This window comes from Vibrio sp. WZ-1, from assembly GCF_052037695.1.
GTDB lineage: Bacteria > Pseudomonadota > Gammaproteobacteria > Enterobacterales > Vibrionaceae > Vibrio.
This window is the reverse complement of sequence record NZ_JBQEQR010000062.1, coordinates 83653-108813: the sequence shown is the minus strand read 5'-3', so window position 1 is coordinate 108813 and position 25161 is coordinate 83653. Positions and strand designations below refer to the sequence as shown.

The following is a 25161-nucleotide window of genomic DNA, read 5'->3' as shown; positions in this document are numbered from 1 at the left end:
ACAAAAAAGCGCCACTAGTTTTTGCTAGTAGCGCTTCGGCATTTTAGATGGGGTTAAAGTGATGAAAACTGATCCAAGATGTCTTGCTTTGGCATCGGTTTGTAGAAGTAAAAACCTTGGAGCTCATCGATACTCCAAACCTTAAGCTTCCTTACTTGGCTCGCCGTCTCTACGCCCTCTGCGACGATGGTTAGGCCCAGTTCTTGTGCCATGCTTGCGATATTTCTGACTAAGGTTTTTGCTCTGTCATTTGTTTCAATTTGATCAATATATGATTTATCCAGTTTCACGATATCGAGAGGGAAACTGCATAAACTGCTAAATGAGGCATAGCCTGTACCAAAGTCGTCTAAGGCAAGCTGTATACCGAGCTGTTTCACTTCGTTAATACGATGAATGGTTTCAGCTTCCACACCCATCAACATACTTTCTGTAATTTCGATGACAAGTTGACCAGCTTCGATATGGTTTTGCTCTAATGCTTGTTTTAGGTGCGAGGTTAGGTTGGCATGGTAAAAATGCTGAGTACTCAGATTGACATGAACATTGAGCGCATTTAGCCCTTGCTGTTTTCTCAACTTGTTGAGCATATTCAAGAACTCACAGGCTTGATCTAAGATTGACTCTCCTAACTCAATAATCAACTTTCCTTGTTCTGCCATTGGAATAAATATAGCAGGAGAGATCACGCCAAGAACTGGGTGAATCCAGCGAGCTAGAGCTTCAAACCCAATGACTTCTCCCGACTGGGTATTAAGAATTGGTTGATAGTAAGGGATAATTTCACGATTTTTGATAGCCAGTTCAAGATCTCTATTAATGATCATTGCGGTCTGAGCTTGGGAAGAAAGTTCCTCAGCAACAACCACAACTTCGCTCATCTGATTTCCAGGTAATGACGAGGCAGAATAGCGTGCAATTTGTAACAGGTGCTCTAACGGCTCGTGAGTGATAGCAGGATCGATAATCACAGCTTTGCTTTCTAGGTTGAGTAATAATCCAGAAAGCTCAACTTTATGTGATAAATGATCAAGCAGCTTATTAGTTGAATCTACGACTCGGTTATTGTTGCTACTGTCAGGTATTAAAACGATGAATTCACTTTCACTAATTCGTCCAATTTGGTATTCACCTAGGACTTGTCTCATCGATGTTGAGACATGCTCTATCGCTTCGTCGAAGACAAGGTGTCCGTATAGCTGTGAGATTTGCTGTATATTCTGACAGCTAAGATAAACAAATGAGAAGTTATTTGGAGATTGATGGATTAAGTCGTTAAGTGCACTTAAGATAATGACTCTATTACAGAAGCCTGATACTGGATCGTAATCAGTTAACTCTTGGATTAATTGTGCTTGCTGCTTCTTCTCTCTTAAATCATGAATGAGCAGCATCAGAGCATTACAACCGTTGTGCTGTACCAGTGTTGCCTCTAAGGAGCAATCAATCACTTGCTGCTGACTGTCTAACATTTGCGCTTCAAATGTGGTTGTCCCTTCGTTTAGCATTTTGAACATCATGTCAACATGACACTCTTCAGTATCTGAAGCACATAGGGAGTCTAGAGGACAGTTAATAATGTCATCTCTTTGGTAATTCAACATGTCTAAAGCTTGTTGATTGATGTCGACAATATTACGCTCAATTACGATTAGCATCCCCAGAGATGAGCTTCGATAAAGCGCGCCCAACTTTTGCATAGAATCGGTAAGCTGAGATTTTGTCATCGAGGTATTTTCAGAGAGCTTTTCTACGAGTTTTGTCGCGACTTCGAGTTCGTCAGAGGTGACGGAACGTAAGTCTTCTAAGTGGTACTGCGATGCGAGTTGTCTGATGCCTTTAGAAAAGTGGTTAAAGCGTGTTGCTACACGGTTTTTAAATACCCAATAGGTGCTAGAGGCAATCGCTGTTGCAACAACGCCAACAGTAGCGAATAAATAAAGGAATAGCGTATTTCCTTTTTCGTAATGCGCACGCTGGGAGTCTGTTTTAAGCAGTGCGATAGGTTGATTTGATACATTAGTCAGCACTGACCAGAGTGTGATGTTGTTGCCGTTTTTATTAACTTTACCAGCTAAGCTTTCATTCTCTGCTGTTGCGTTAAGTTCAACCAATTGGTTGTTTGCGGTAAGAATCGAGCTAAAGTTACCCGGAAAGCGAAGATTTAAATCTCGTCCCCAGACAAGCCAGCCTGGAGAGTTTTGATCTCCTTCACTGTTCCTTACGGGGGTTAAGCTAATCGACCACACATGGTGGTTGATTTTAAACAGGCCAGCCATGCTATCACGGTGGATATCAAGGGTATTATTTGCGTCTGAGATATGATCTTTGATTTCAGGTAAAGAGACGACTTGCTTTACAAATTCATACGATTGCTGTTTATCTTGTTCACGAGTCAAAGAGTCGAGAATTTTGCCTTCAAGCGTGACAAACACCATCAAGTCGAGTGCAAGTGTGTCTATGGACTCGATGTAGAGATTTCTGTCCCGATAAGCATCAATGTCGCCATCTCTGAGTAAGTAATAGGTCTCATCCCAATGCGCCCAATCATAAGAGCTCTCTTCTTGTTGATTAACCATCATGTTAATGACAGAGTGAGCTTGTTGATTGGCATGAGTTATTTCTGTTCTTTCTAGTTCATCAAGGCTGTAAAGAAAAAAGTAGCGACTGATGAAAAGAAAGCTAATGATCATGCCTAGCAAGCCGAGCGAAAAATACAGCGCGGTTTTGTACCGGAGGTTCAATGTTAGCAAGCGAAAGTTCAGCATAGAAGGCAATTTGTTGTATTTATTTCGTGAAATTGTACGACATCTTCTATATCAGAAACGTGATGTCAAGCAACAGTGGTCATACCTTAAATTCCATTTTGATACATTTGTAAGTGATTGATCGTTTGCTATTTAAGGTACAATTTAAAGGCATGTTTTAAAAAACCCACAGCCACAGGGGGTTACCCGACATTTTTAGTTGATAGTCGGTATAATTCGAATTCGATGAGTTTTTTATCCAAAATTTATAGGAAATGTGATGCTTGTTGTTCAAAGGCTTATAAAGCTGGCCGTCATTTGTGTGATTTTCTTTACCGTGTTTGATTTGATCCAATACGGCCATATAACGTGGTTTGAACGCTTAATTGGAAGGTAGGGGTCTTCTGAGGAGCCAGTTCCGTTGGCTCCGTATTCATTAATATTGCTTCTCTTTTTCGTTCATCCCAGCCTGAATGCTGATTTCTAGTGCTTTGTTGTAGAATTTAAGATAGTTGGTTTTTTCCAACTCTTCTGCGCTGACTAATTGTTGGATAATAGTATCGCAACGTTGAATAAGGGCCTGTACTTCCATAGCACTTTTGTCTGAAGGCCAAGCTCGAGTCAGAATTTTGATGATGTTTATGCAAACGGTACGTAGCATTGGACATCGAAGTTGAAGCTCGATTAATGCGTCTAGCAGTGCTTGATAATCTTCCTCATGTGCCCTGATCTTTGTGTATTGCCCCTGCATCCAAGCCTGACGTGCACGATTCTCAGCTTCTAACGTTTGTCCTAGGGTAATTTTGCTTGATAGTATGGTGTCGCTCGAGTCAGTCTGCAGGTTATCAAAGCACCAAGTAATTGCGGTCGCAAACTCCGTCTCAAAGTTCATTTCATGTAGTAACCAAGCGAGATGGTATTGGGCGTAGAAATGACGAAATGGGTTTCGACGATAGAGATCGCTCAGCACTTTGAAGGCCTTCATATAGTTGCCATCTTCAGCGGCAATATGCGCAGCAATGAGGTCGAGCTCATCTTGGAAATGTATGCCTTCAGCGCTGGTTGCTAGCGCTTTAAAATGTGCTTTCGCCTGGCGTAATAAATCATCACGGCCGCTGAGTTTTCTGTGGCAATACAGTAAAATTCGGATGAGATTCATCTTACTGTAAGCATTATTACGATAGGTATCTTTGTTGATTTCTAAATAGTTGTAATAATGATCAAGCGCCAACTTGTATAATCCTTCTGAAAGACACAAGTTCACGATAACCAGTTCTCGTTCCGAGTTACCTTCCACTAATTTGTTTGCGAGTGCTAAGTGTTTAATGGCCTCGGGAATCTCTCGCTTAACAATCCCATAAGCTGCTGCACATTCACGTATCTGAACGTTATTCGGTGAGCTTTTAAGTAGCTCTTGCACGATGTGTTGTGCTTCATCCGTTTCCCCCAGCATCATTAAAGAGTTAGCTAAGCCTACTTTTGCCCAGTTAACCTCTTTGCGATCGATGACTTTCTGATAAACCACTTTTGCTTCTTCATGCAATTTAAGCTTTGTTAAGAAGTCTGCGCGAAACTTCTCCACGATAAAATAATATTCGGGATAGAAAGGAGACAATTCATCGCAGGCAAGTAAGCCCGCATTCCAGTTATTTTCTAGCTCCGCTTTATAGATATCTTTAAGGGCTTCCTTACGGCGAATCGCGGAAGATATCCGCTCCTTTAAAGTCACGGAGTTAAATGGTTTTAGTAGATATTCATCCGGTTTTAACTCAATGATAGCGCGCACGATGGATGCTGAGTTTTCCCCTGTGACAAGAATGAACAAGGTTTCTGGTCGAATCAGCTTAAGGTGCTTCAACTCTTCGAACAGTTGTTTGCCATTCATGCCTTTACCAAAGTTATAGTCGCAGATAACAACGTCTAGTGTTTCACGTTGCGCGATGGTTATCGCCCCTTTGGCAAGCCTAGCACTAAGAATGCGTTTGTCTGAAAATCCGAGTTTAGTCAGCATGTTTCGTAAAGTCAGCACAACGACAGGGGCATCATCTACGATTAAAACATTGAGTTCAGAAAATGATTTGTTACTCATGAAATTTAATATCAACAAAACAACAGCAGTGGATAGAAACGCTCCAAGCTCGCGCGTTAGAGCAATTCAATCAGTTGAGAAATTGGTAAGGGCTTTGATGCAATGTAACCTTGAAAAAGATCAACACCAATTTCATTCAAGTAAGTCAAAGTCGCGTGGTCTTCAACGCCTTCAGCAACGGAGCGTAATCCGAGAGATGTAGCAAGTTGCACACAGGCAGCAATTAACTGCCGGCTTTTGTAATTTTGAACCGCATTACCAATAAAATTCTGATCAATTTTTAGCTCTGTAAAAGGTAGTGTCGCTAATTGGCTCAGAGATGAATACCCCGTACCGAAATCGTCAATCGCTAACCCAACTCCTCTCAGTCGTAAATTAGCTAAATTAGCTAATGAAATAACACAAGAGTTATATACCTCATCTTCGGTCAACTCGAGAGTTAGTCTTTCCACCGCAAACTGAGAGCGCTCACAGAACTCCAAGAGTTGTTCGCTCATTGGCGTTTGCAGCGTCTTTTGATTCATGTTTATTGAAAGCAGCAATTGATTATCGAAACGAGATAGATCGCTTAGGGCGGTTTGTAATGAGACCCAAAACAATTTGTCCAACATGTTGTGCTTGGTCATTGCGCTAAGAAAGGCATTTGGTCCCAGCACACCATGTATAGGATGTTCACACCGAATCAGCGCTTCAACGCCAATGATCTTGTTGTTCGATACTTGGTATTGAGGTTGGTAGTAATTCCGAAACCAGCCTTGGTCAAAGCCTTGATTAATATCCTCAACAGAGAGCGAGACCATTTGCTTACCCGAATCTGATGGGGAAGCGATAGCCTTAAAGTCGGACAATATGTCTTCTAAGGTACCTACAGCGACGGGCTTAACTAGGGAACGAACAAAGCAATAGCCAGCGGACACGCACATACTATAAGTAATATCGACGACATCTTTGTTTGCCGCGCTAAGAATCACCACGCCGGTAGGGCGCTGAGCTTCAGATAGTGACGATAGCAAGTCAATGCCATTTAAACCCGGTAAGTTTAAATCACAAAACATCAGATCGATTGGTTGCTTGGCACACAATGGCGCAACCTCTTTGCCGGAATGCAACATCTGAATATTGGCGCTAGTGTAACGGTTCAGTAAAATCTTTAGGTTTGTCGCTTGTAGAATGTCGTCTTCAACAATCAATATATTCATTTAACTACGCTCTGTTATCTAGCCACGCTTTTGTGCTAGACAAAATCTCTTCAAGTCTTTTTATCAGTGCGTCCTTAGTAACTTGCTCTTTGTCTGAGCCGATCCATTGTTCACATGTTTTTGCAGCTTGCTCTAGTTCATCAATAGAGAGCGCCGCTGCTGAGCCTTTTATTCTATGGGCGACAGATTTTAGAGGTTCTTCAGCACTGTGTATCAACGCTTTATCTGAAGCGAAAGCCATGAGTACTACCTCTGCAATTTCGACCTGCTCATCTACGTGGTAACTATCAAGCCAAAACCTCTCCTGGTTTACTGCGTTTGGCGGTAAGTACCTTTCAAAAATGCCTCTGAGTGTTTCAATCGAGTATGGTTTGAAAATGACTTCATTCATTCCCGCTTCAGATGCTTTTTCCGACACGTATTTGGCGTTGTCTGCGGTACAACCAACAATAGGTAATGCGTTTAATTTAGGGTGACTTTTTATTTTTTGAGTTAATTGATACCCATCCATATGTGGCATATGACAATCGGTGATAAGTAAATCGAACCCTTGGCATTCTTCCTCAATTGATTGGATTAATACTTTGAACGCGGCGTCTCCACTCGACATGACCACTGCTGATACCCCAATATTGTCGAGCTGTTTTTTAAACAGTAAACGGTTGATCGGGTCATCATCGACAACCAATACATGGCCAGACACTGACGGTGACTGCTGTGGCTTACGTTGTTCTTGTTTTTCCGTTCTATCTTTCAGTGCATGATAAAGTGTATCCGGGTAGAGATTTGAGCTCCCTGACTCTTGCTCTAACGGCGAGGTATACAAACCGAACTCATCAACAGGTACTTCCCAGCAATTTAACCAAGCTTCGGTTTGGCTATTATTGCAAGCAATTGGCCCTGTATTTAAAAGCTGGATTTGTCTGCCAACCATTGGAATACTAATTATTACTGAAGTGCCAATATTGGGTTGGCTACTTACGCTGATACTGCCGGCCATTAAGTCTATTAAGCTTTTTACAATAGACATGCCAAGTCCCGTGCCACCGAAGTGTCGTGTGATGGTTTCATCCCCTTGGATAAACGGTAAGTAGAGGGATGAAACTTGCTCTGGAGTCATTCCACATCCGGTGTCGGATATACCGATGACCAACTGACGCTCCGATGAGGTGATAGACACTTCAATACTGCCTTTATGGGTGAATTTGAGGGCGTTACTCAACAAATTATTTAAAATTTGATTGATGCGTAGCCAATCAAGGTCGATGTCCGCAAACGCGCTTGGAGCCCAATCGACAATAAATCTAAGTCCTTTTTGTTCCGCATTCTTTTCAAAGCTGCGAAGAATTGGCCCCAACTCGCTATAAAGGTTTCCGCTATAGGCATCGAGTTGAAGCTGGTTTGCTTCAATCTTGGAGAAATCCAATATATCGTTGACATGTAATTTCAGACGATCAGCAGAAAGCATTGCATTTCTTAGTAGCTCTTTACTCTCAGGCTTTGTTAGATCGTTTTCCAGCAACTCCATTAAGCCCAGCATAGCGGCGATGGGCGTTCTGAGCTCATGGCTCACGACTGCCAAGAAATGATTACGTGATGCTATTGCTTGCTCCAATTCAGCTTCATTTCTCTTGAGCACTGATATATCGTCGAAGACTGTCATTTGGTATTCATTACCATCAGATGGGTGTTGTATTGTTTGTTGATGGACACGATACATGTGGTCATCAAGTTTGAGATGGTTAGGCTCATTTTCTGATGAAGCAGTGTTCGCAAATTGCACCGTCTTTAGAAAGAGCTGCTTTTCATCAGCTGTTGCTGTGCTGTATTTGGTGCAGCGTTCCATCACCGATGTGTACCGTTGGTTGGCTAGCACTTGCTGATTGCTCTTATCTGTTATGACGATCAGGTTAGGGATGTTATCCAAGATTGATGAAAGCCACTGATTCTCCATGCGCTTGATTTTTGACTCAAGCTCTCTTCTGCGTAATGTACGAGACAGCCTATCCGTATGCATGAAGTAAACTATCAGAGCAACCAAAAACACACAGGTACCCACCAGTGCCCAAATGACGACCCATTTCTTATCGATGCCATAAGTGATCATCACTTTGTTGTGACGATCAATTAACTGCTCAATTTCCTCTTTAGACGTAACGGTAAGTACCGTATTTAGGATCTTGTGCAAGAACGCCGATTCACTACGTAGCTCCATCCCAATAGGAGATGTTAGGTTATAGGCTTGTGGTGCGGTTACAGGAATGTATAGTTTGTCGAAACCTTTGTAGTAATGGTTATCAACAATGCTCTGATTGACGAAAGCATGCGACGCTTTACCGGAAACAAAGGCATCCATCAGTTCCTCAAAATTTCGGTATACCTGATATTGTTTAAATTTCTCATTTTGATGAAAATGAGTATAAAAGTTGCCACTACGGTCCAAGATGGCAGTCGCTTGTTTGTCTTTGATTTGTGTTGCTCTTATGTAGCTAAACTTAAGCTCGGAATATGGCTGCGTCACGATAAAATCGCGGCGGTCGATGTTATTCGTATTGCGAGCAGGCAAGAGGTCAACGACTCCGTCCTTTAACATCTGTTCGACATCATGACCTTGAGGATCGATATACTCGAATGATAACAAACTGCGTTGGGCTAGCAGTTTCAGTAAGTCATGAACATATCCACGCAGTTTTCCTGTTTGTGGGTCGATATAAGATAGAGGGTACAAGTCGTCTTCTATCGTGTATCGAATTGCTGTTCGGCCTTCTTGTTTTTCAAGTACTTTTAGCATCATGTCGTTATGCAATATATTGATATTTGCTTCTATTTCGACATGAGTATGCTGAGTGTTTTTTGTGTGCTCAATATACTTGTTGATGATTGACATCAACTCAGGGTTACTATTATTAGTTGCAATAGAGACTTCGCCTTTTGATAGCGACTTGTCGTATATCACTTCACCAACGAGTTCACCGTTAACGTTCTGAAAACCATAGCTATTGAGGGTTGAGAGGCCCACAATTGCGGCATCGGCAATCCCAGTGTTTAAAGACTGAAACAGCATTTCGTTGTTATTGACGATATGAAGTTTATTGTAATCCTGTGTTTTTGCGAGGTCGCATGCGCTCGAATTTCTCACACATGCCCACACTAGTTCGTCTAAAGGTTTGGACTTTAGAGAGCTGTCTCTAAGCCAAATTAAGCGTAGAGTATTGAAGATAGGCTGTGAGAAAAGAAAGTCGGCGCTTCGAGCTTGTGTCGCAACAAAGCCAACCGTCAAATCGATCTCGTTCGCTTTTAACGCGGCAAAAAGCGCTTGTATATTGGGAAATGGGACATACTCCGGTGTTATGCCCAACTCTTCCGTCATTGTTTCAGCGTACTCAATATTGATACCTTCTTTTGAGCGAATATCGCCCCAGTAAGGTAACCAGTTTCCTTCTAGCACACCGACTTTTAGTGATGGGTTGTTTTTTAGATAAGTCTGCTGTTCTTTGCTTAAAAGATCAGCGGCAGAAATAGCAAATGTAATAGATGATAATGCAATCAATAAAAGGCTTTGAATTTTCACTAATTCTTTAAACTCAATAACTTATCAGAATGAAAAATGGGGGCGGATAGTATATGTTTTCACCACTTCCGCCAATTTGTCTTGTTTGTCGTATCGATAAGTAATTTTTCTATGTGGCTAATTCTTAGCCTGTGGCACTGTGGGTGATGGTTTGAGGCACGGAATGAGTAAATGGCCTTTAACATTCAAGCAATTTATCAGTATGGTGAAGTTCTTAACCAGTTTGACAAGGAAGTTATATGTCTAGCCATACCGCAACAGTTTGTTGGCAACGTCAGCCGCACGAGATTTTCAGTGATAATTTATATAGTCGTGCGCACGTATGGCAGTTTGATGGCGGCGTAACTGTGCCTGCTTCACCATCGCCTCATGTTGTTCCATTACCGCTTGCAGTGGAAGAGAATGTTGATCCAGAAGAAGCGTTTGTAGCAGCGCTTGCAAGCTGTCATATGTTGGTGTTTCTCTCCATCGCAGCGAAACGTCGTTACGTGATCGACTCTTATGTTGATGAGGCGTTCGGGGTACTTTCTGTAGGAGAAAATGGCAAAGAGTGGGTTTCAAAAGTAGTGCTAAGACCGAACATTGTTTTTTCTGGAGACAAGCAACCGACACGTGAACAGTTAGAGAAGATGCACCATATTGCGCACGAAAACTGCTTTATTGCCAACTCAGTGAAGACTGACGTCGTTACAGAAATAGTAGATTAGGATAGGGTGGTGCTATAGCTGATGCAGATTGGATTCAATCACAACCTTGTTTGTTATCCAGCCCAAGTTAAAGCTCTAATTAACCGTCTAATGACTTGAGTATGAGTGACTGATTTCACATTTTAAGTCATTAAAAGTCAGATCCTGAAGCAATGTTGTGCAGTCGCGCAAATAGTTCGTTGTTAAATTAATGTTAATATCGAATGGTGTATCATTGATTAATAGCGAGCATGGATGTGCAAACGCCTTTGAATCCTTTTATTCAAGCGAACGGATTACCTAAATTTGGTCACTTAGCCTCGATACCGGAATCGCTTCAGTTAGATGCTTTCGTGTATCTCAATGAAATGGATAAGCCCGCCTCGACCTGGCGTAAGCGGTTCGACTATAAACAGTTCCAGTTTGTCTCGATCGTCACGTCGAAATACATCATCGGTGTTGCAATTGCAGATATACGTTATTTAGCGTCTGGTTTCTGCTATGTGTTTGATACGGAAAGCCATGAGCTAATTGAGGAGCAGTGGTTAAAGCCACTCAATATGGGTTATCAAACACAGCCTTCTAGCTGGAACAGCCAAGCATATCTCGCCAATGATGCAATCCAGTTCAATATTGAAAATGGGCAGTGGCGTATAAAGATTGCCACGAACCTTATTCATGCTGACTTGAGGCTTCTACCTGATTCAAAATCTCAAGTCGAGCGCAAAAGCTTACCTTTGATGCTTTGTACACCAACGGCATATTCAGGCTGGACTTATACCCAAAAACACAATGCGCTTGCCATACAAGGTGAAATGAATGTCAAAGGGTGCCGCCAAGATTTAACCAATGCCGTTGCTGGTTATGATTTCTCGGCTGGATATATGCGAAGAGAAACCAGTTGGCGATGGGCGAGTATCAATCATCAAGATAAAGGTAAACGTATTGGACTTAACTTAGCGGCTGGGGTGAACGAAACGGGGTATTGTGAAAACGTAATTTGGATTGATGGTGAACGTCATTTGATGCCTCCAGTACAGTTTGAGTTTTCCAGGGTACATCAAGAAGCCTCGTGGCGAATCACCTCGCAAGACAAGCGCATTAACTTGGTATTTACACCTAAAAATCAACGTTCAGAAAAAAAGAACTTTTGGTTTTTTAAGAGTAATTTTCGTCAATTTGTCGGCTACTTTTCTGGCTATTTGATTGACGACAATGGCATTAAACATGAACTCGATGAGGTGATGGGACTCACCGAAGATCATTACGCGAAATGGTAGGAATAGACTATGGAATGGTCACAAATTACGGAACATCCTGATTTATTGTTGATGTTGCTCGCGCCGATATTCTTTCTCTGTATTGCGGCAGAATATTGGTTTGGACAGCGAGGTGGTCGATTACCCGAGAGTGCGCGATATTACTTGCCCGAAGTTGTGTGTAACTTTGTATTAGCTGGGCTTCATCAAGCGACAGATATAATAACAGGGCTGCTGATCGCTAAACTGTATTTGTGGTGGTTTGGTTGGCGCTTGTTTGATATCGAGATGACGGTTTCTACTTTCTTATTGCTCATGGTTTTACAGGACTTCTTCTATTACTGGTTCCACCGAGCAAGCCATCGTATCCGTTGGATGTGGGCTGCCCATGTGGTGCACCACAGTTCAGAGCGCATGAACTTCAGTACTGCATTCCGTCAAAGCTTGATGTACCCATTGGCTGGGATGTGGTTATTCTGGCTGCCTCTGGTCATCATTGGCTTTGATCCAAAATGGGTTGTGTTTGTGGTGTTACTCAACCTTGGGCTGCAATTTTTTGTTCATACCCAGTCGATTCGTACCCTCGGACCTCTGGAGTGGGTGTTTAACACGCCATCTCATCACCGTGTGCACCATGGCGTGAATAGCCAATACATTGATAAAAACTACGCAGGGGTGCTAATCATCTGGGATCGCATGTTCGGCACATTTGAGCCAGAAGTCGAAATAGTTCGTTATGGCATCTCTAAACCCGTAAACAGCTTTAATCCGATTACAGTAACGTTTGCGGAATGGAAAGATATGTTTAAAGAAGCTATTCGTCCTAATTTGTCTTGGCGTCAGCGCTGGAAGTGCTTGTTTTCGCCACCATCTGACACTGTAGAGTAGTGGTTTAGAATCATTAAGTGAACGACATACTATTTATTGTTGACGGTGTTTAATGATTCTGTTTTAATGCGTACGTTGTTTTGTAAGATTTAAGGGACGGACGATGATATTTAATCGAGTTTTCTCAATCACAATGATGACAATAGCAATACTCGGTTGTGGATATGTGAACGCAGCTCCTACTTTTAGTGCAGAACAGCTATGTAAAGCAGGGCTTGCGCTGGGTATTGATAAGCAGCCTCGTGGTATTAAAGCCGTGGGTATGTCTGGGCAAAGAGTTTTACTTGCAGTAAAAAACGGCAAAAATGATTGGGATTATCGCTGCAGTGTGAACCGCTCCAACAAGACAGTTAATATTGAAGCACGCGAGTTAGCGCATAATGATAAGTACTTAGATCAGGCAATTCGCTATCGCGTGGGGAATGGAAAACGCTCGGTAGAAGTTACAATGAAAAAGCGCAAAGGTAGCGGTCTAAACAAGCAATCATTCACAAAGATCCAATTGGACTAACAACATCAGATAATAAAATACTGGCTAGAAAACAACTTGCCCCTGCTTGACAGGGGCATTTTTATTTTCCGTTTATTGAAAGGAACAAATTGAGCAGTTCGTTGAGCTGACCAAAAGCGATCGAAGCTGACGGTATAAAATCAGTTTGATCGCCATGATGAATCAAGCAGGAGGGCATTTCTGCATTAAAGGCTGCTTGCAAATCGTATGAGTGGTCCCCAACATAGAGCACTTCGTTAGGCATTAAACGCCAATCTTTAGCCAACACTTGCAGTGAGAGTGGGTCTGGTTTTGGTGGGTAGCACTCTCGTGTAATCACGACTTCTACGTTGATTTTGTTGTGTGCTAGTTTCTTTTGTGTCGCGATTAAACAGTTGCGGGTTACGATTGCTGTCTTAATTCGTTGGTTGCGTAGGTGGGAAAGCAATTGGTGGCACCCAGGCATAGGTGATGAATGCTCAGCATCTGAAATCTCATGATCAAAAATAACATTGTGGGCATGTTCTTTGTGATGTGGATGGTCGAGAGCTTCTACAAAATCTAATAAATCTTCATCTGCCGGGCAGCCGAGCTGATGTCTTAACTGGCCGAAATTCATATCGGAACTGACAAGCGTATTGTCTAAGTCAAAAATAACAGCCTTGATATTTTCAATATGCAATGGGAAAGGAACCATAGTGACCTCGTACAACAAAACCGAACTATCGTTTTAAAAAACAATTGGTTATTGTTAAGTGTAGGATCTTCTGTTTAGATTGTATGAAAATAAATCAACTGTGCATCACAAAACAAGGACGAGTCATGATCATTCCAAAACCGTTACAAAAAGGCGACACCATCGGCTTTTTCTCGCCATCCTCTCCAGCCACGGTGTTCGCACCTGCGCGTTTTGAACGTGCCAAAGCGTACGTGGAATCTCATGGTTACCAGCTAAAAGCAGGAAGCTTAACCGGAAAAACTGACCAATATCGCTCGGGTTCGATTCAAGAGCGAGTAGAAGAATTGAATGCGCTGATTCGTGACCCCGAAGTACGCTGTATTATGTCGACCATTGGTGGTTACAACAGCAACTCTTTACTGCCTTATATTGACTACGAAGCGCTAAAGAAAGATCCCAAAATCATTGTCGGCTATTCAGACGTGACAGCTCTGCTGATGGGCATTTACGCACAAACCGACATCGTCACCTTCTATGGTCCAGCTTTGGTTGCATCACTTGGTGAATTTCCACCATTAGTGGATGAGACCTTTGTTTCGTTCGAATCGATTGTTAATACGTTAGAAAGCTTGGATCATCAATACACAATGCCTCAAGGTTGGACAGATGAATGGATAGAGTGGAGCGAACAAGACCGTGCAAAGCACACGCAGGAGAACCAATGGCACTTCAGAGGTGAAGGCAGGATTAGCGGACGTTTGATTGGCGGTAACCTCAACACCATGACAGGAATCTGGGCAAGTGATTTTATGCCGAGTATTGAACAAGGCGATATTTTGCTGGTGGAGGATTGTTTGCAAGGTATTGAAACTGTAGAGCGTTCATTTGCGCTGCTTAAGCTATCTGGAGTATTCGATAAAGTCAGTGCGGTTGTGCTCGGTAAACATGAGAAGTTCAACGACAAAGGCACAGGACGAGAATCGATAGATGTGTTGCTGGAAGTACTTAACGGTCAACCATTGCCGATTTTGTATGATTTTGATAGCTGTCATACTCACCCAATGCTTACTGTTCCACTGGGCTCGACGATGACGGTCGATTTTGACAATGAAACGGTGGCTGTGAGTTTAAAGAACTAGGTTTACCTAATAAGGCTTTCGAGATAACTATTTCTCTTCTAAACGAAATATTTTACCGCTATCGGTAGAAAAGTAGATATAGCCATCGGGACTGGTGGTTATATCTCTCACGCGTTCTCCAAGATTCTCCATCAATCTTTGTGATTCAACTAGCTTACCATTCTTAATCGAAACCACGTTGATGTGCGCCAGTTTTAATGCGCCCGCTAGGATTTTGCCATCCAACTCTGGGTACTTATCTCCGCGGTACAAAATCATATTACTTGGTGCGATGGAAGGGATGTAAACCAGTTTCGGATCTTCCATTCCTGGTAGCGATTTTGCTTCACCAACGTCCAACGGTCCCCAATACTCTTTCCCGTGTGAGGCTTTTGCCCAGCCGTAGTTTGCGCCTTTCTTTATCAGGTTAATTTCATCACCGCCGCGTGGCCCATGTTCAATTGACCAAAGCTGTTTTGTTGCTTCGTCATAAAACATGCCTTGCGGGTTGCGGTGCCCGTAACTCCAAATCTCGGGACGACCCTCAGAAGGTTTGAATGGGTTGTCTTGCGGAACCGAACCATCAAGGTTGAGGCGAAGAATACTACCGGCATGGTTCTGGGTGTTTTGCCCATTGTCGCGCTCACCGCGGTCTCCAATCGAGAAATAGACTTTGTCATCGACAAATGCAATACGACTGCCGTAGTGACGCCCCGTATCGGTGATTGCGTCAGCAACAAATATGTCTTTCCAACCCACAAGTTGATTACTTTTCAACTGCGCCGTCGCTAATGCAACTGTGTTGCCTTCACTTGTTTGCTTGCTGTAGGTAAAGAAGAGTTGTGGATTTTGCTTATCGGTATTAGGTGCGAGCGCGACATCCAATAAGCCTGCTTGCCCACTGCTATTTACGCCGAGCACCTTAAACAAGGTTTGAGGTTTGCCTGATGTGATATCCAGCAATGAAACAGTGCCGTTCTTTTCGTTCACGATTACGCGTTGGTCATCTAGGAACTCGATTCCCCAAGGGATCTGGAATCCATTGGCCACTTCGTTAGCACGATATTCAATGGCATTGGCATAAAGAGGTAGACAAGCAAGTAGGGTGGCGGCAATCGTTCTCATGGTTCCTTCCAATATGAATCGTATTAATGCTTAAAAGCTAACACTAAAAGACCATGTTTGGCAGGTTACGCGGACATAAAAAATCCCCGATATGAGATCGGGGATTGAATTAAGGCAATAGAGAATTAATTACTTAGCGCGATTACATTGCTTCTTCGAAGATCTTCGAGATTTCTTCGTGAGTTGCTTGTTTAGGGTTAGTGAAACCACAAGCGTCTTTCAGTGCGTTGTCTGCTAGTGTTGGGATGTCTTCTAGCTTCGCACCAAGTTCTTTAATGCCTGATGGGATGCCAACATCTTTCGCTAGTGTAACGATAGCGTCGATAGCCGCAGCTGCGCCTTGCTCAGCAGACATACCTTCCACATCCACACCCATTGCTTTTGCTACGTCACGCAGGCGCTCTGGACATACTTGCGCGTTGTAACGCTGTACGTGAGGTAGAAGAATCGCGTTACAAACACCGTGTGGTAGGTCGTAGAAACCACCTAATTGGTGTGCCATTGCGTGTACGTAACCTAGAGATGCGTTGTTGAACGCCATACCAGCCATGAACTGTGCGTATGCCATTTGCTCACGAGCTTCTAGATCTTCACCGTTTTTCACTGCTGTGCGTAGGTGCGCTTGAATCAATTCAATCGCTTTGATTGCAACTGCGTCAGTGATTGGCGTCGCTGCGATAGATACGTAAGCTTCTACGGCGTGAGTTAGTGCATCCATACCTGTTGCTGCTGTTAGCGATGCAGGTTTAGCAAGCATTAGCTCAGGATCGTTTACAGAGATAAGTGGAGTAGTGTGCTTATCAACGATTGCCATCTTGATGTGACGTTCTTCGTCAGTGATGATGCAGAAACGAGTCATTTCAGATGCTGTACCCGCAGTCGTGTTGATAGCAATTAGTGGCATCATTGGTTTTGCTGACTGATCTACGCCTTCATAATCAGCGATTTTGCCGCCGTTTGAAGCAACTAGCGCGATACCTTTTGCACAGTCGTGTGGTGAACCGCCACCTAGAGAGATAACGAAGTCACACTCGTTATCAGAAAGAAGAGTTAAGCCTGCGTTTACGTTGCCAATTGTAGGGTTTGGCTGAGTGCCGTCAAACACAACAGTTTCAACGTCACGCTCAGTAAGAAGATCTTGTACCTGTTTTACTACGCCGATTTGGTTAAGGATTTTATCCGTAACGATCAAACCTTTTTTAAAGCCTTGAGATTGGATGCTGTCTGTTGCGTCTTTAAGGCAACCTGCGCCCATTAGGTTTACGGTAGGGATAAAAAATGCACTTGTCATATTGGATTGCTCCGTCGTTATTTTTAATAATCTTTCTTAATCTGTCATTTACTCTTGCATACCCAGTTCGTGTTTTAGATTGATCTAGAACAAGAATAACCCCTTAGAGGTACCTTAAGGGCAGAAAGTGTGATGACAGTCTTGTTGCACAGTGAGTTGGTGCAACACCTACTTAACGTAGCTGAAATATTCCATTTATCACGCAAACGATTGGCAAAAATAACAAGTTTCGTACGGTTTACCTCTCAATTAGACTAAAGTATAAAAAATCCCCTTTGATGTTATATCTATCAATGGGGATTCGTATGGTATGTTTTAAGCAAACGTTTTCTTCTTAGGCGATTTTTACTAACTTATCTACTAATTTCTCAATACCTGAAGCTGCTTGGGTTATATTCTCCGCTAACATATAAGCTGGCGTAGAAAGAACTTTGTGTTTTTCATCGAAGTGGACGCTATCAACTTGGCAATCAACGTGTTCACCACCCATGCGATTAAAGGCAGCAGCCGTCGCTTCATCATTCCCAACTGTGCCTTGCACGCCTTGATCATAAACCAGTGGGATAATGGCTGGGGCAATACACAAATAACCAGCAGGCTTGCCTGCTTGAGCAAACGCTCGGCATGCTTGCGCTACATGTGTGTTGATTGAGCACTCGGCACCGGAGATGGCAAAATCAGTTAAGTTTTTCGCTACTCCAAACCCACCTGGGAGAAGTAGGGCGTCGTACTCGTCGACATTCAGTTTGGCGACATCATCAATGTTGCCGCGTGCAATACGCGCTGATTCGACTAAAACATTACGCGTGCCTTCCATTTCATCGCCTGTCAGGTGATTAATGACGTGAAGTTGGTCAATGTTAGGTGCAAAGCAGTGCCATGTAGCGCCTGCTTTTTCGATAGCATAGAGTGCTAGTACCGCTTCGTGGATTTCTGCTCCGTCATAAACGCCAGAACCACTTAAAATAACTGCGATTTTCTTCATGATTGGATTCCCTTACTCTGAACGTTCCTTAGATTGTTCTTCACTATCTAAACTATGAGTTTCCGAACGTGTTTCAACGTTTTCACTTTCGTCTTCTTCTTCATAGTAGCGCACAACAAACGGTGTCAGCATGACACTGGAAGGAAGAAAATGTTTCATATCGACTCCAATCGCTTAATAGAGTAGTTCTTATACCGATTTTGGAAAAAGAGTACGTTGAAGCGGATCATTTTTGAGTTAAGCTGCAGTTTTCGTCGGTATTCATGAGCAGTAGGTCACACAGATAATATGCAATCCTATCAATTTCGTTTCACCCTCTATGGCTGTATCGCTATTCTTTGTTGGAGCTGTTTGCTTGGTATTGCTAGGTTGGTGACAGAAAGTCTAGGACCAGTAGGAGGCGCAGCGATGCTGTACTCTCTGAGTTCAATTTTCTTGTTGGTTGTTGTTGGTATTCCCAAGCTGTCGTATTTCTCTCACAAATACTTAGTGCTCGGAGGAGCAATGTTCGTATGTTATGAGATTTTCCTCGCACTGGCATTGGGGTACTCAAACTCTCGAGCTCAAGCAATAGAGGTCTCTATTGTTAATTATCTCTGGCCCGTACTCACCGTTTTATTCGCTGTGTTGGGCAGTAATAAAAAGCCAAATTGGTTGTTGTATCCAGCAGTCTCGTTGGCCTTTATTGGCGTTGCATGGACAGTGAGTGGTGATAACGGCTTATCTCCGACACAGTTAGTCGTCAATGTTAGTAGCAATCCACTGGTGTATTTTATGGCGTTTACTGGCGCTGTAATTTGGGCTGTGTATTGCAACCTAACGCAACGACAACAATCAAAGCATAATGCGATTACGCTGTTCTTTATCGCGACCGCGGTGTCTTTGTGGGTCAAATACGCCTTTACTGATGAGCCGCCAATGGCATTCAGTTGGGAAGCGATGGGGTACTTAGTGGCGTCTGCGGCTTTAATGGCTGGTGGCTACGGATTGTGGAATATCGCGATTGTTGGCGGCAATATGGTGTTTCTCGCAACGCTGTCTTACTTTACGCCGATTTTTTCAGCTTTGTTTTCCTCTCTTATTCTTGGGGTCACTCTGAGCCACAGTTTCTGGCAAGGCGTCGTGATGGTGACGGTTGGCTCGCTGATGTGCTGGCTAGTCACCAAAGAAAAGCGCGAAGCAGCAGGATAAACGCGTACTTAAAAGGAAATATCTATGAAACTCAAAACTATCGCAGGCCTATTTATGCTTTTTGCCCATCCTGTAGTCGCTGATTCAGCCCTACCTGAAGGAGCAATACAAGAAGGAAGCTTGTCGAATCAAAAATTGATCCAGGATGCTATGGTTGGTGTTGTCGCAGAGGTAGCGACTAGGGGGTGTGAAAGTCCAGAAAATTTCCTGCCATACGTTAAGGCGCTACCTCAAGGAGAGATCGGCTCAAGATATTGGCGTGAGATCTGGGTGGTCAACGGCTGTGAGAAGACATACCCAATTAACTTATATTTTAGTGAAGATGGTGTAGGTGCAGCAAATTGGGTTATCGAATAAAGTGCTAGCAAAGCGTTTATGTCAGATTCGCAACGCTTGGTATTTGGGGTTGAAGTAACTTTTGTTTGTAACGCCACAATGGTTTAGGTGAGATTGAGGGGCTGAGAGTCTAAAAATCACAGTTCAATGTACCAACCCCTCCTAACCTCCCCTTGTATTAGGCATCCAAGCTCTCAACACTCCGAGTTAAAGGGGAGGGACTGGTCCTGCATTTGAGAATAATTCAGTGCTCATTGTTAGCATTCGCCGGATCAGTAGAAGAACGGTGAGCTGAAGTTAGCAAAGAATAGCTCTCCCCCTTGAACGCCGTATTCAAATGCGAAGCAACGCTAGTTAAGAAAAGGGGGAGTTGGAGGGGGTTGCAAGTGCACAAGCCACAGTTCAAGGCTCCAACCCCTCCTAACCTCCCCTTGTATTTGGCATCCAAGCTTTCAAGACTCAGATCCAAAGGGGAGGGACTGATTCTGCATCCGAGGTTAGTTTATTGCGAACTATGAGCATTCGTAGGGTCAGCCGAAAAGCGGCTAGTTGAAGTTAGCAAAGAATAGCTCTCCCCCTTGAACGCTGTGTTCAAATGCGGTGCAACTCAAGCCAATAAAAGGGGGAGTTGGAGGGGGTTGCGAGTGCACCAACCGAACAAACAAAAAGCTCCCGAAAGTGGGAGCTTTTATTTTGAGTTCGAATGTTTTTCTGTGGCGTTTTAGCAAGCAACATTTAACTGCAATTGAAGCTTGAATCTGTGCTTCGATAGTCGCTTAGTAAGCTGCTTACGAGTGTGCTCTAGCGTATCCAGCTCTAGAGTATCGTCATCAATGTGAACGTCTACATTCACCCGTAACTCTTGGCCTACTTTTGTTACACCTGCCAGCTTCAATTGGTGTTCAGTGACTTTTTCAATCTCAAGAACGTCTTTACCCACGCTCTGACAAAGCTCTTTACTTGGTGTCATCATTAGCAGCTCACGTAATGCGCCAACCAGCATATCAAATGGTACTTTAAGGAAGTAGAAGCCCATCAATACCATCATCATTGGGTCTGCATAGACCGCGTAATGTGCGTATGGTGTTAGAGACACTAACCATGCTGCGATGAAGCCAACAGTGACAGCAACACTTAGAAGCGTATCCATTTGCCATTGCTTTTTCTCCGCATCGATCAATCCAGAAGAGAAACGACGGCTTTTCTTCGCCATAAACCACCAAGCGTAGCCACAACCAATTACGTTGACTACACCAAAGATAGTGGCAATGGAAGCATCAACCTCGCGACCGCCAGACATCAGTGCAGTTACTGCTGAGAATAGTGAAAAGGCAACAACAACCAAAATTACCGCTGCTTTAATCGCAATAACGACGGGTTCTAGTACAGCTTTACCGAAAGGAAAAATAGATTTTGATGGCTTGCTGATGTAGTACGATGCTGCCAGTGACAATAAAGTTAACAGCAGGCTGACTAGCGAATAGACACCGTCAAATACAATGACGATCGACCCAACAAGCAACCCAAGTACCATTCCTCCTACCGCAAACCCTGAAGCTAAAAGGGCTGAGAAGATTAAGATACGGTTTTCGTTTTTGCTTGTCCTGTCACACATAAAAGATGCCTATAATTTTTACACCCTTATATTCTTCTCTTCTGAGAGAATTTAAGCAAATGAAAACTGTGTGACATTTAAACAATAACGTGTGCTACTGATGTTTATTTCTTATTTTTTAACGACTTAGCTTGTCTTTATGCTGTCAATAATATTGACGCTCACTGCGAAACGTTTAGAAGTCGAATAAATACTCGCTTAATTTATCAGCCAGCCAACTCATTGCGGGGTGTTCTGTTTGGCCATTTGGTACAAACATACAGTAATCTTCTTGCTTCAAACCATACGTATGTTTGATTACTGCAAGCTTCTGATGTCGTAAGTAATGTCGGATCAATGGCTCTGGCAAAACACCCCATGCATCTTCTTCTAAAATGGTGTTGAGCATATAGTCAAAACTAGAAAAACCGATATATCGCGTAGAAAAGGGTTGCAGCTCAGGGTTGTCTTTCTCGTTCAAATATACCATCAGAGCTTGCATTTGGTTACGAAGGTCTTCATCTGTTACGCGACGCATTTTGCTTAAGCGATGATCGAAGTTACACACCGACATCATGCGAATTTTACCGAGTGGGTTATAAACGATATGTGGGTCATCAACGCGTTCGTAGTCAACGCCAAAAGCAAAGTCGACTTGTTGGGTGCTAACCAAGTTGGCCAAGTCACCACTGGACGCTAGGATCAAGTTGAATGTCGTTGAAGGGAAGCGGTTATTAAGCGTATGAGATAGCTCTTGCCACAAGTCATCAGGTAGAGAGTCATCTCGGGCAACCCAAACTTCAGCGTTGAAACCATCTGAGACTTGGGCACAAGTTTTCTTGATGCGTTGTGCGGTAACGAGCAAGCTCTCACAATCTTTATAGATAGCTTTACCGGCTTCAGATAGGTTGAGTTGGTTGCCAGTACGGTTGAACAGTTCAACGTTTAGGTCTTTCTCTAAGGCTTTTATCGCCATACTGAGCTTAGTACGGTTGCAGTCGAGTTGACGCGCGGCCTCCGATACGGAGCCATATTCGGCGATGGTACAAAAAGCTTCGACTTGAGTTAAGTTCATGATTAAAAAAGACCTAAACTAAAATGATAAGAATCGATAACGTAGATGAATGCGCGAACTAACGCTTAGAAAGATTATCGAAAAAAACACGGATTCGCCAGATAAGTCTATGGTGTTTTGGCGTTTTTGCGGTAATCTATGGGGGTTACAAGAAGTGAACATGGAGGCCACGATGGCACAAGATTGGGACGGCTTAGCAAAGAATTGGGAATCTAACCCAGCAACAGAACAATTTGCTCAGTCGGTGTTTGCACAGTTACAACAGCTTACTCAGCTTGATGGCATTAAAGTATTGGATTTTGGATGTGGGACAGGACAGTTAAGCCAACTGTTGTCACCATCCGCAAAAGAGATCGTGGCGCTAGATGCATCGGAAGCCATGATTGAAGAGCTTGATAAGAAAGAGCTAGATAATGTAGAGCCAATTGTTGATGCATTGACTCGTGGTTTGGTCGCTCAGCACCCAGCATTCCGTGGTCAGTTTGACCTAGTCGTTGCTTCTTCAGTGCTGGCTTTTATCGAAGACTACGAAACGTCTCTTGAGATTGCTCACTCGCTGCTAAACGCTGGTGGTCACTTCGTGCATTTTGACTGGATCGCGGATTCAGCAAAAGAAGGTTTCACGCTAGCGAAGTCAGAGATCGCTCTTATCAAAGCAGGCTTTACTGAGGTAGAAACGAAGAAGGTCTTCGAAATTACATCAGACGGCCATACATTGTCAGTGTTAATGGGCATAGGTCGCCGTTAATTCCCGATAAAGAACATAAGAAAAGCGAGCTAGGTAGCTCGCTTTTTTGTTGCCTTTAATTCGCTAGACAAACGTGAGTTTTCTAATTTCTTCCAGGACTTCTGGGTTCGAAATCGCACCTAAGTTTTCGACTTCCTTACCATTAATGACTTGTTTGACGGCCAGTTCCACCAGTTTACCTGAACGTGTTTTAGGAATGTCACTGATGGAGAATACTCGGCTTGGAACATGTCTTGGCGAGCAGGATGTTTTGAGTCGCGACTTAATCTCTGCTACTAATCCGTCATCTAAAGTGACACCAGAAGCGGTCTGCACAAATAGCCAAATTTGTTCGTTTCGATCGACCTCTTTACCGACGGCGATAGAATCGACGATACCTTCAATAGCATTCACTTGCTGATAAATTTCCGCAGTACCGATGCGCACACCGCCAGGGTTCAACAATGCATCGCTGCGACCATAGAAAATGAGCCCACCTTTGGCGCTTCGTTCCACATCATCACCGTGGTGCCAGATATTATCGAACTTGTCCCAATAGGCGTTGTGGTATCGTTCACCCGTATCATTCCAAAAGCCGACAGGGAAGTTAGGCATGGAGTTCTTACAGACTAGCTCTCCGCGCTGTTCATTCACGCTTTGACCCTGTGAGTCGAACACTTGAACATCAATACCCAAGCCAGCGTACTGGCATTCACCACGATAAACAGGCGAGATAGGGTTGCCTAATACAAAGCAGCCACAGATGTCTGTTCCGCCGGAAATAGAAGCTAGATGAAGGTCTTGCTTGATGTGTTGATACACGTAATCAAACTGCTCTGGGTAGAGCACGGAACCGGTAGAACACAGTGTTTTTAGAGCTGGGAGAGAGTAATCATTGATTGGTGATAATCCCGCTTTCTCTATCGACTCTAGATACTTGGCGGCAGTACCAAAGAGACTCACTTCTGCACGCTGTGCTAAATCCCATAATACGTGAGGTGCTGGGTAAACCGGGCTACCATCGAAAATCACCAAACACGCGCCACTGGCAAGAGCAGACACGTGCCAGTTCCACATCATCCAACCACAAGTTGTGTAATAAAAAACACGATCTTTAGGCTGAATATCTGAATGGAGTTGGTGCTCTTTGAGGTGATTGATAATCGTGCCTCCAACCGAATGGACAATGCACTTAGGCTTGCCTGTCGTGCCTGAAGAATAAAGCACAAACAGAGGACTATTGAATTCCACGCGAGTGTAATGCAGCGGAACAGGGGAGTATTGATTAATGATGTTTTGCCAATCGTGAGTACAAACATCGCACTCAAACACATGAGGTTTGAGGTAACCGATCTGACACACTTGTTTCAACCCATCAAGATGATCCGCGATATGATGGTTCTTCTTCGACATGTCAAAGGTTTTGCCATTGAAGGTATAGCCATCGCAGGTAAACAGGACTTTTGGCTTCACTTGCCCGAAGCGCTCAATAACGCTTTCTACCCCAAAATCGGGGGAGGTAGACGTCCAAGTCGCGCCTAAGCTTGTGGTAGCTAGCATGGCGATAACGGTGTGTGGCATGTGCGGTAAATAGCCTGCGACCACATCTCCTTGTTTGATGCCACACTCTACTAACCATTGCTGGACGCAAGAGACTTCATCACATAGTTGTTTCCATGTGTAGGTCTGTTTATCACCGCGTTCGTTTTCAAACCAAATCGCTAGCTCATCGGCTTGTTGCTCTGCCAAACTGAGCAGGTTCTCTGCATAGTTAACTTGCGCTTGAGGGAACCACACCGTATCGCGGTTTGACATTGGCGATTGCCAGCGGCTCTCACCTTGCGTTTTGATTGTTTCTCCTTGTATTCCAATCAAGTCGCAAAACTGCCAAACCTCTTTCCAGAAATACTCGCTATGCTCCAAAGACCATCGGTGCAAATCTGAGTAGTTTTTGAGATCGAAACCCTGCCGATTAATGTGTTCGATAAACTGCGTGATATTGGCTTGCTCGATTCGATCTTCCGTCGGCTGCCAGACTTTGTTGCTCTCGCGCATAGTTCCCTCTATAACAAAATTTTAACGTTTTCAGTCTGAAGTGAACCTTAAATAAA

The 25161-nt window shown here is 43.5% G+C and carries 20 protein-coding genes; 8 read left to right on the top strand and 12 right to left on the bottom strand.

What is annotated here, in order from left to right; all coding sequences use genetic code 11:
• Window positions 1-53 precede the first annotated feature (53 nt).
• The 4 genes from ACTS60_RS07145 to ACTS60_RS07130 form a co-directional block, all read right to left on the bottom strand.
• A complete protein-coding gene (locus ACTS60_RS07145; protein ID WP_440887683.1) occupies window positions 54-2768 on the bottom strand; it encodes an EAL domain-containing protein in 2715 nt (904 codons plus the stop codon).
• Between the two features lie 415 nt (window positions 2769-3183).
• A complete protein-coding gene (locus tag ACTS60_RS07140; RefSeq protein ID WP_440887682.1) occupies window positions 3184-4836 on the bottom strand; it encodes a response regulator in 1653 nt (550 codons plus the stop codon).
• Between the two features lie 56 nt (window positions 4837-4892).
• Window positions 4893-6035: an EAL domain-containing response regulator gene (locus ACTS60_RS07135; RefSeq protein ID WP_440887681.1), complete on the bottom strand. Its 1143-nt coding sequence runs from the start codon at window positions 6033-6035 to the stop codon at window positions 4893-4895.
• A gap of 4 nt (window positions 6036-6039) precedes the next feature.
• Complete coding sequence (locus tag ACTS60_RS07130) at window positions 6040-9606, bottom strand: ATP-binding protein (RefSeq protein WP_440887680.1); 3567 nt, start codon at window positions 9604-9606, stop codon at window positions 6040-6042.
• Between the two features lie 239 nt (window positions 9607-9845).
• Here ACTS60_RS07130 and ACTS60_RS07125 point away from each other — a divergent pair, with 239 nt between their 5' ends.
• From ACTS60_RS07125 to ACTS60_RS07110, 4 genes are all read left to right on the top strand, one after another.
• On the top strand, window positions 9846-10313 hold the full coding sequence (locus tag ACTS60_RS07125) for an OsmC family protein (RefSeq protein WP_440887679.1): 468 nt from the start codon (window positions 9846-9848) through the stop codon (window positions 10311-10313).
• A 230-nt stretch (window positions 10314-10543) separates the two neighbouring features.
• Entirely contained in the window at window positions 10544-11572 is a 1029-nt protein-coding gene (locus ACTS60_RS07120) for a DUF2804 domain-containing protein (RefSeq protein WP_440887678.1), read from the top strand.
• Between the two features lie 9 nt (window positions 11573-11581).
• A complete protein-coding gene (locus tag ACTS60_RS07115; protein ID WP_440887677.1) occupies window positions 11582-12439 on the top strand; it encodes a sterol desaturase family protein in 858 nt (285 codons plus the stop codon).
• Between the two features lie 103 nt (window positions 12440-12542).
• On the top strand, window positions 12543-12950 hold the full coding sequence (locus tag ACTS60_RS07110) for a hypothetical protein (RefSeq protein WP_440887676.1): 408 nt from the start codon (window positions 12543-12545) through the stop codon (window positions 12948-12950).
• A 61-nt stretch (window positions 12951-13011) separates the two neighbouring features.
• Here the strand turns inward: ACTS60_RS07110 and ACTS60_RS07105 are convergent, their stop codons facing one another.
• Entirely contained in the window at window positions 13012-13626 is a 615-nt protein-coding gene (locus ACTS60_RS07105; protein WP_440887675.1) for an HAD family hydrolase, read from the bottom strand.
• Window positions 13627-13751: 125 nt separating this feature from the next.
• Here ACTS60_RS07105 and ACTS60_RS07100 point away from each other — a divergent pair, with 125 nt between their 5' ends.
• Window positions 13752-14747: a S66 family peptidase gene (locus ACTS60_RS07100; protein WP_440887674.1), complete on the top strand. Its 996-nt coding sequence runs from the start codon at window positions 13752-13754 to the stop codon at window positions 14745-14747.
• Between the two features lie 27 nt (window positions 14748-14774).
• On the opposite strand, the gene ACTS60_RS07095 is transcribed toward ACTS60_RS07100, so the two are convergent.
• From ACTS60_RS07095 to ACTS60_RS07080, 4 genes are all read right to left on the bottom strand, one after another.
• Window positions 14775-15851, bottom strand: coding sequence for a PQQ-dependent sugar dehydrogenase (locus ACTS60_RS07095; RefSeq protein WP_440887673.1), 1077 nt, complete (start codon window positions 15849-15851; stop codon window positions 14775-14777).
• A 142-nt stretch (window positions 15852-15993) separates the two neighbouring features.
• Window positions 15994-17142: an L-threonine dehydrogenase gene (yiaY, locus tag ACTS60_RS07090; RefSeq protein WP_440887672.1), complete on the bottom strand. Its 1149-nt coding sequence runs from the start codon at window positions 17140-17142 to the stop codon at window positions 15994-15996.
• Window positions 17143-17476: 334 nt separating this feature from the next.
• Window positions 17477-18127, bottom strand: a complete 651-nt coding sequence (gene elbB / locus ACTS60_RS07085; protein WP_440887671.1) for an isoprenoid biosynthesis glyoxalase ElbB — start codon at window positions 18125-18127, stop codon at window positions 17477-17479.
• A gap of 12 nt (window positions 18128-18139) precedes the next feature.
• A complete protein-coding gene (locus ACTS60_RS07080) occupies window positions 18140-18286 on the bottom strand; it encodes a hypothetical protein (protein ID WP_440887670.1) in 147 nt (48 codons plus the stop codon).
• Between the two features lie 129 nt (window positions 18287-18415).
• On the opposite strand from ACTS60_RS07080, the gene yddG reads away from it, so the two are divergent.
• Window positions 18416-19318 carry an aromatic amino acid DMT transporter YddG gene (gene yddG, locus ACTS60_RS07075; protein WP_440887669.1) on the top strand — a complete coding sequence of 301 codons (903 nt, stop codon included), beginning with the start codon at window positions 18416-18418 and terminating at the stop codon, window positions 19316-19318.
• 24 nt (window positions 19319-19342) lie between these two features.
• On the top strand, window positions 19343-19675 hold the full coding sequence (locus ACTS60_RS07070; RefSeq protein ID WP_252042999.1) for a hypothetical protein: 333 nt from the start codon (window positions 19343-19345) through the stop codon (window positions 19673-19675).
• A 700-nt stretch (window positions 19676-20375) separates the two neighbouring features.
• Here the strand turns inward: ACTS60_RS07070 and ACTS60_RS07065 are convergent.
• Together ACTS60_RS07065 and ACTS60_RS07060 are read right to left on the bottom strand one after the other, a co-directional pair.
• Window positions 20376-21269, bottom strand: a complete 894-nt coding sequence (locus ACTS60_RS07065) for a cation diffusion facilitator family transporter (protein ID WP_440887668.1) — start codon at window positions 21267-21269, stop codon at window positions 20376-20378.
• 175 nt (window positions 21270-21444) lie between these two features.
• Window positions 21445-22323, bottom strand: a complete 879-nt coding sequence (locus ACTS60_RS07060; protein WP_440887667.1) for a LysR family transcriptional regulator — start codon at window positions 22321-22323, stop codon at window positions 21445-21447.
• 49 nt (window positions 22324-22372) lie between these two features.
• Here ACTS60_RS07060 and ACTS60_RS07055 point away from each other — a divergent pair, with 49 nt between their 5' ends.
• Window positions 22373-23071, top strand: coding sequence for a class I SAM-dependent DNA methyltransferase (locus ACTS60_RS07055; RefSeq protein ID WP_440887666.1), 699 nt, complete (start codon window positions 22373-22375; stop codon window positions 23069-23071).
• A 63-nt stretch (window positions 23072-23134) separates the two neighbouring features.
• Here the strand turns inward: ACTS60_RS07055 and ACTS60_RS07050 are convergent, their stop codons facing one another.
• Window positions 23135-25105, bottom strand: coding sequence for an acetoacetate--CoA ligase (locus ACTS60_RS07050; RefSeq protein WP_440887665.1), 1971 nt, complete (start codon window positions 25103-25105; stop codon window positions 23135-23137).
• Between the last annotated feature and the right edge of the window lie 56 nt (window positions 25106-25161).

What these genes read in the sequence shown, in the direction of transcription:
- ACTS60_RS07145 (WP_440887683.1), bottom strand. Translation starts at nt 2,768, where the DNA reads ATGCTGAACTTTCGCTTGCTAACATTGAACCTCCGGTACAAAACCGCG.
- ACTS60_RS07140 (WP_440887682.1), bottom strand. Translation starts at nt 4,836, where the DNA reads ATGAGTAACAAATCATTTTCTGAACTCAATGTTTTAATCGTAGATGAT.
- ACTS60_RS07135 (WP_440887681.1), bottom strand. Translation starts at nt 6,035, where the DNA reads ATGAATATATTGATTGTTGAAGACGACATTCTACAAGCGACAAACCTA.
- ACTS60_RS07125 (WP_440887679.1), top strand. Translation starts at nt 9,846, where the DNA reads ATGTCTAGCCATACCGCAACAGTTTGTTGGCAACGTCAGCCGCACGAG.
- ACTS60_RS07120 (WP_440887678.1), top strand. Translation starts at nt 10,544, where the DNA reads ATGGATGTGCAAACGCCTTTGAATCCTTTTATTCAAGCGAACGGATTA.
- ACTS60_RS07115 (WP_440887677.1), top strand. Translation starts at nt 11,582, where the DNA reads ATGGAATGGTCACAAATTACGGAACATCCTGATTTATTGTTGATGTTG.
- ACTS60_RS07110 (WP_440887676.1), top strand. Translation starts at nt 12,543, where the DNA reads ATGATATTTAATCGAGTTTTCTCAATCACAATGATGACAATAGCAATA.
- ACTS60_RS07105 (WP_440887675.1), bottom strand. Translation starts at nt 13,626, where the DNA reads ATGGTTCCTTTCCCATTGCATATTGAAAATATCAAGGCTGTTATTTTT.
- ACTS60_RS07100 (WP_440887674.1), top strand. Translation starts at nt 13,752, where the DNA reads ATGATCATTCCAAAACCGTTACAAAAAGGCGACACCATCGGCTTTTTC.
- ACTS60_RS07095 (WP_440887673.1), bottom strand. Translation starts at nt 15,851, where the DNA reads ATGAGAACGATTGCCGCCACCCTACTTGCTTGTCTACCTCTTTATGCC.
- yiaY (WP_440887672.1), bottom strand. Translation starts at nt 17,142, where the DNA reads ATGACAAGTGCATTTTTTATCCCTACCGTAAACCTAATGGGCGCAGGT.
- elbB (WP_440887671.1), bottom strand. Translation starts at nt 18,127, where the DNA reads ATGAAGAAAATCGCAGTTATTTTAAGTGGTTCTGGCGTTTATGACGGA.
- ACTS60_RS07080 (WP_440887670.1), bottom strand. Translation starts at nt 18,286, where the DNA reads ATGAAACATTTTCTTCCTTCCAGTGTCATGCTGACACCGTTTGTTGTG.
- yddG (WP_440887669.1), top strand. Translation starts at nt 18,416, where the DNA reads ATGCAATCCTATCAATTTCGTTTCACCCTCTATGGCTGTATCGCTATT.
- ACTS60_RS07070 (WP_252042999.1), top strand. Translation starts at nt 19,343, where the DNA reads ATGAAACTCAAAACTATCGCAGGCCTATTTATGCTTTTTGCCCATCCT.
- ACTS60_RS07065 (WP_440887668.1), bottom strand. Translation starts at nt 21,269, where the DNA reads ATGTGTGACAGGACAAGCAAAAACGAAAACCGTATCTTAATCTTCTCA.
- ACTS60_RS07060 (WP_440887667.1), bottom strand. Translation starts at nt 22,323, where the DNA reads ATGAACTTAACTCAAGTCGAAGCTTTTTGTACCATCGCCGAATATGGC.
- ACTS60_RS07055 (WP_440887666.1), top strand. Translation starts at nt 22,373, where the DNA reads ATGCGCGAACTAACGCTTAGAAAGATTATCGAAAAAAACACGGATTCG.
- ACTS60_RS07050 (WP_440887665.1), bottom strand. Translation starts at nt 25,105, where the DNA reads ATGCGCGAGAGCAACAAAGTCTGGCAGCCGACGGAAGATCGAATCGAG.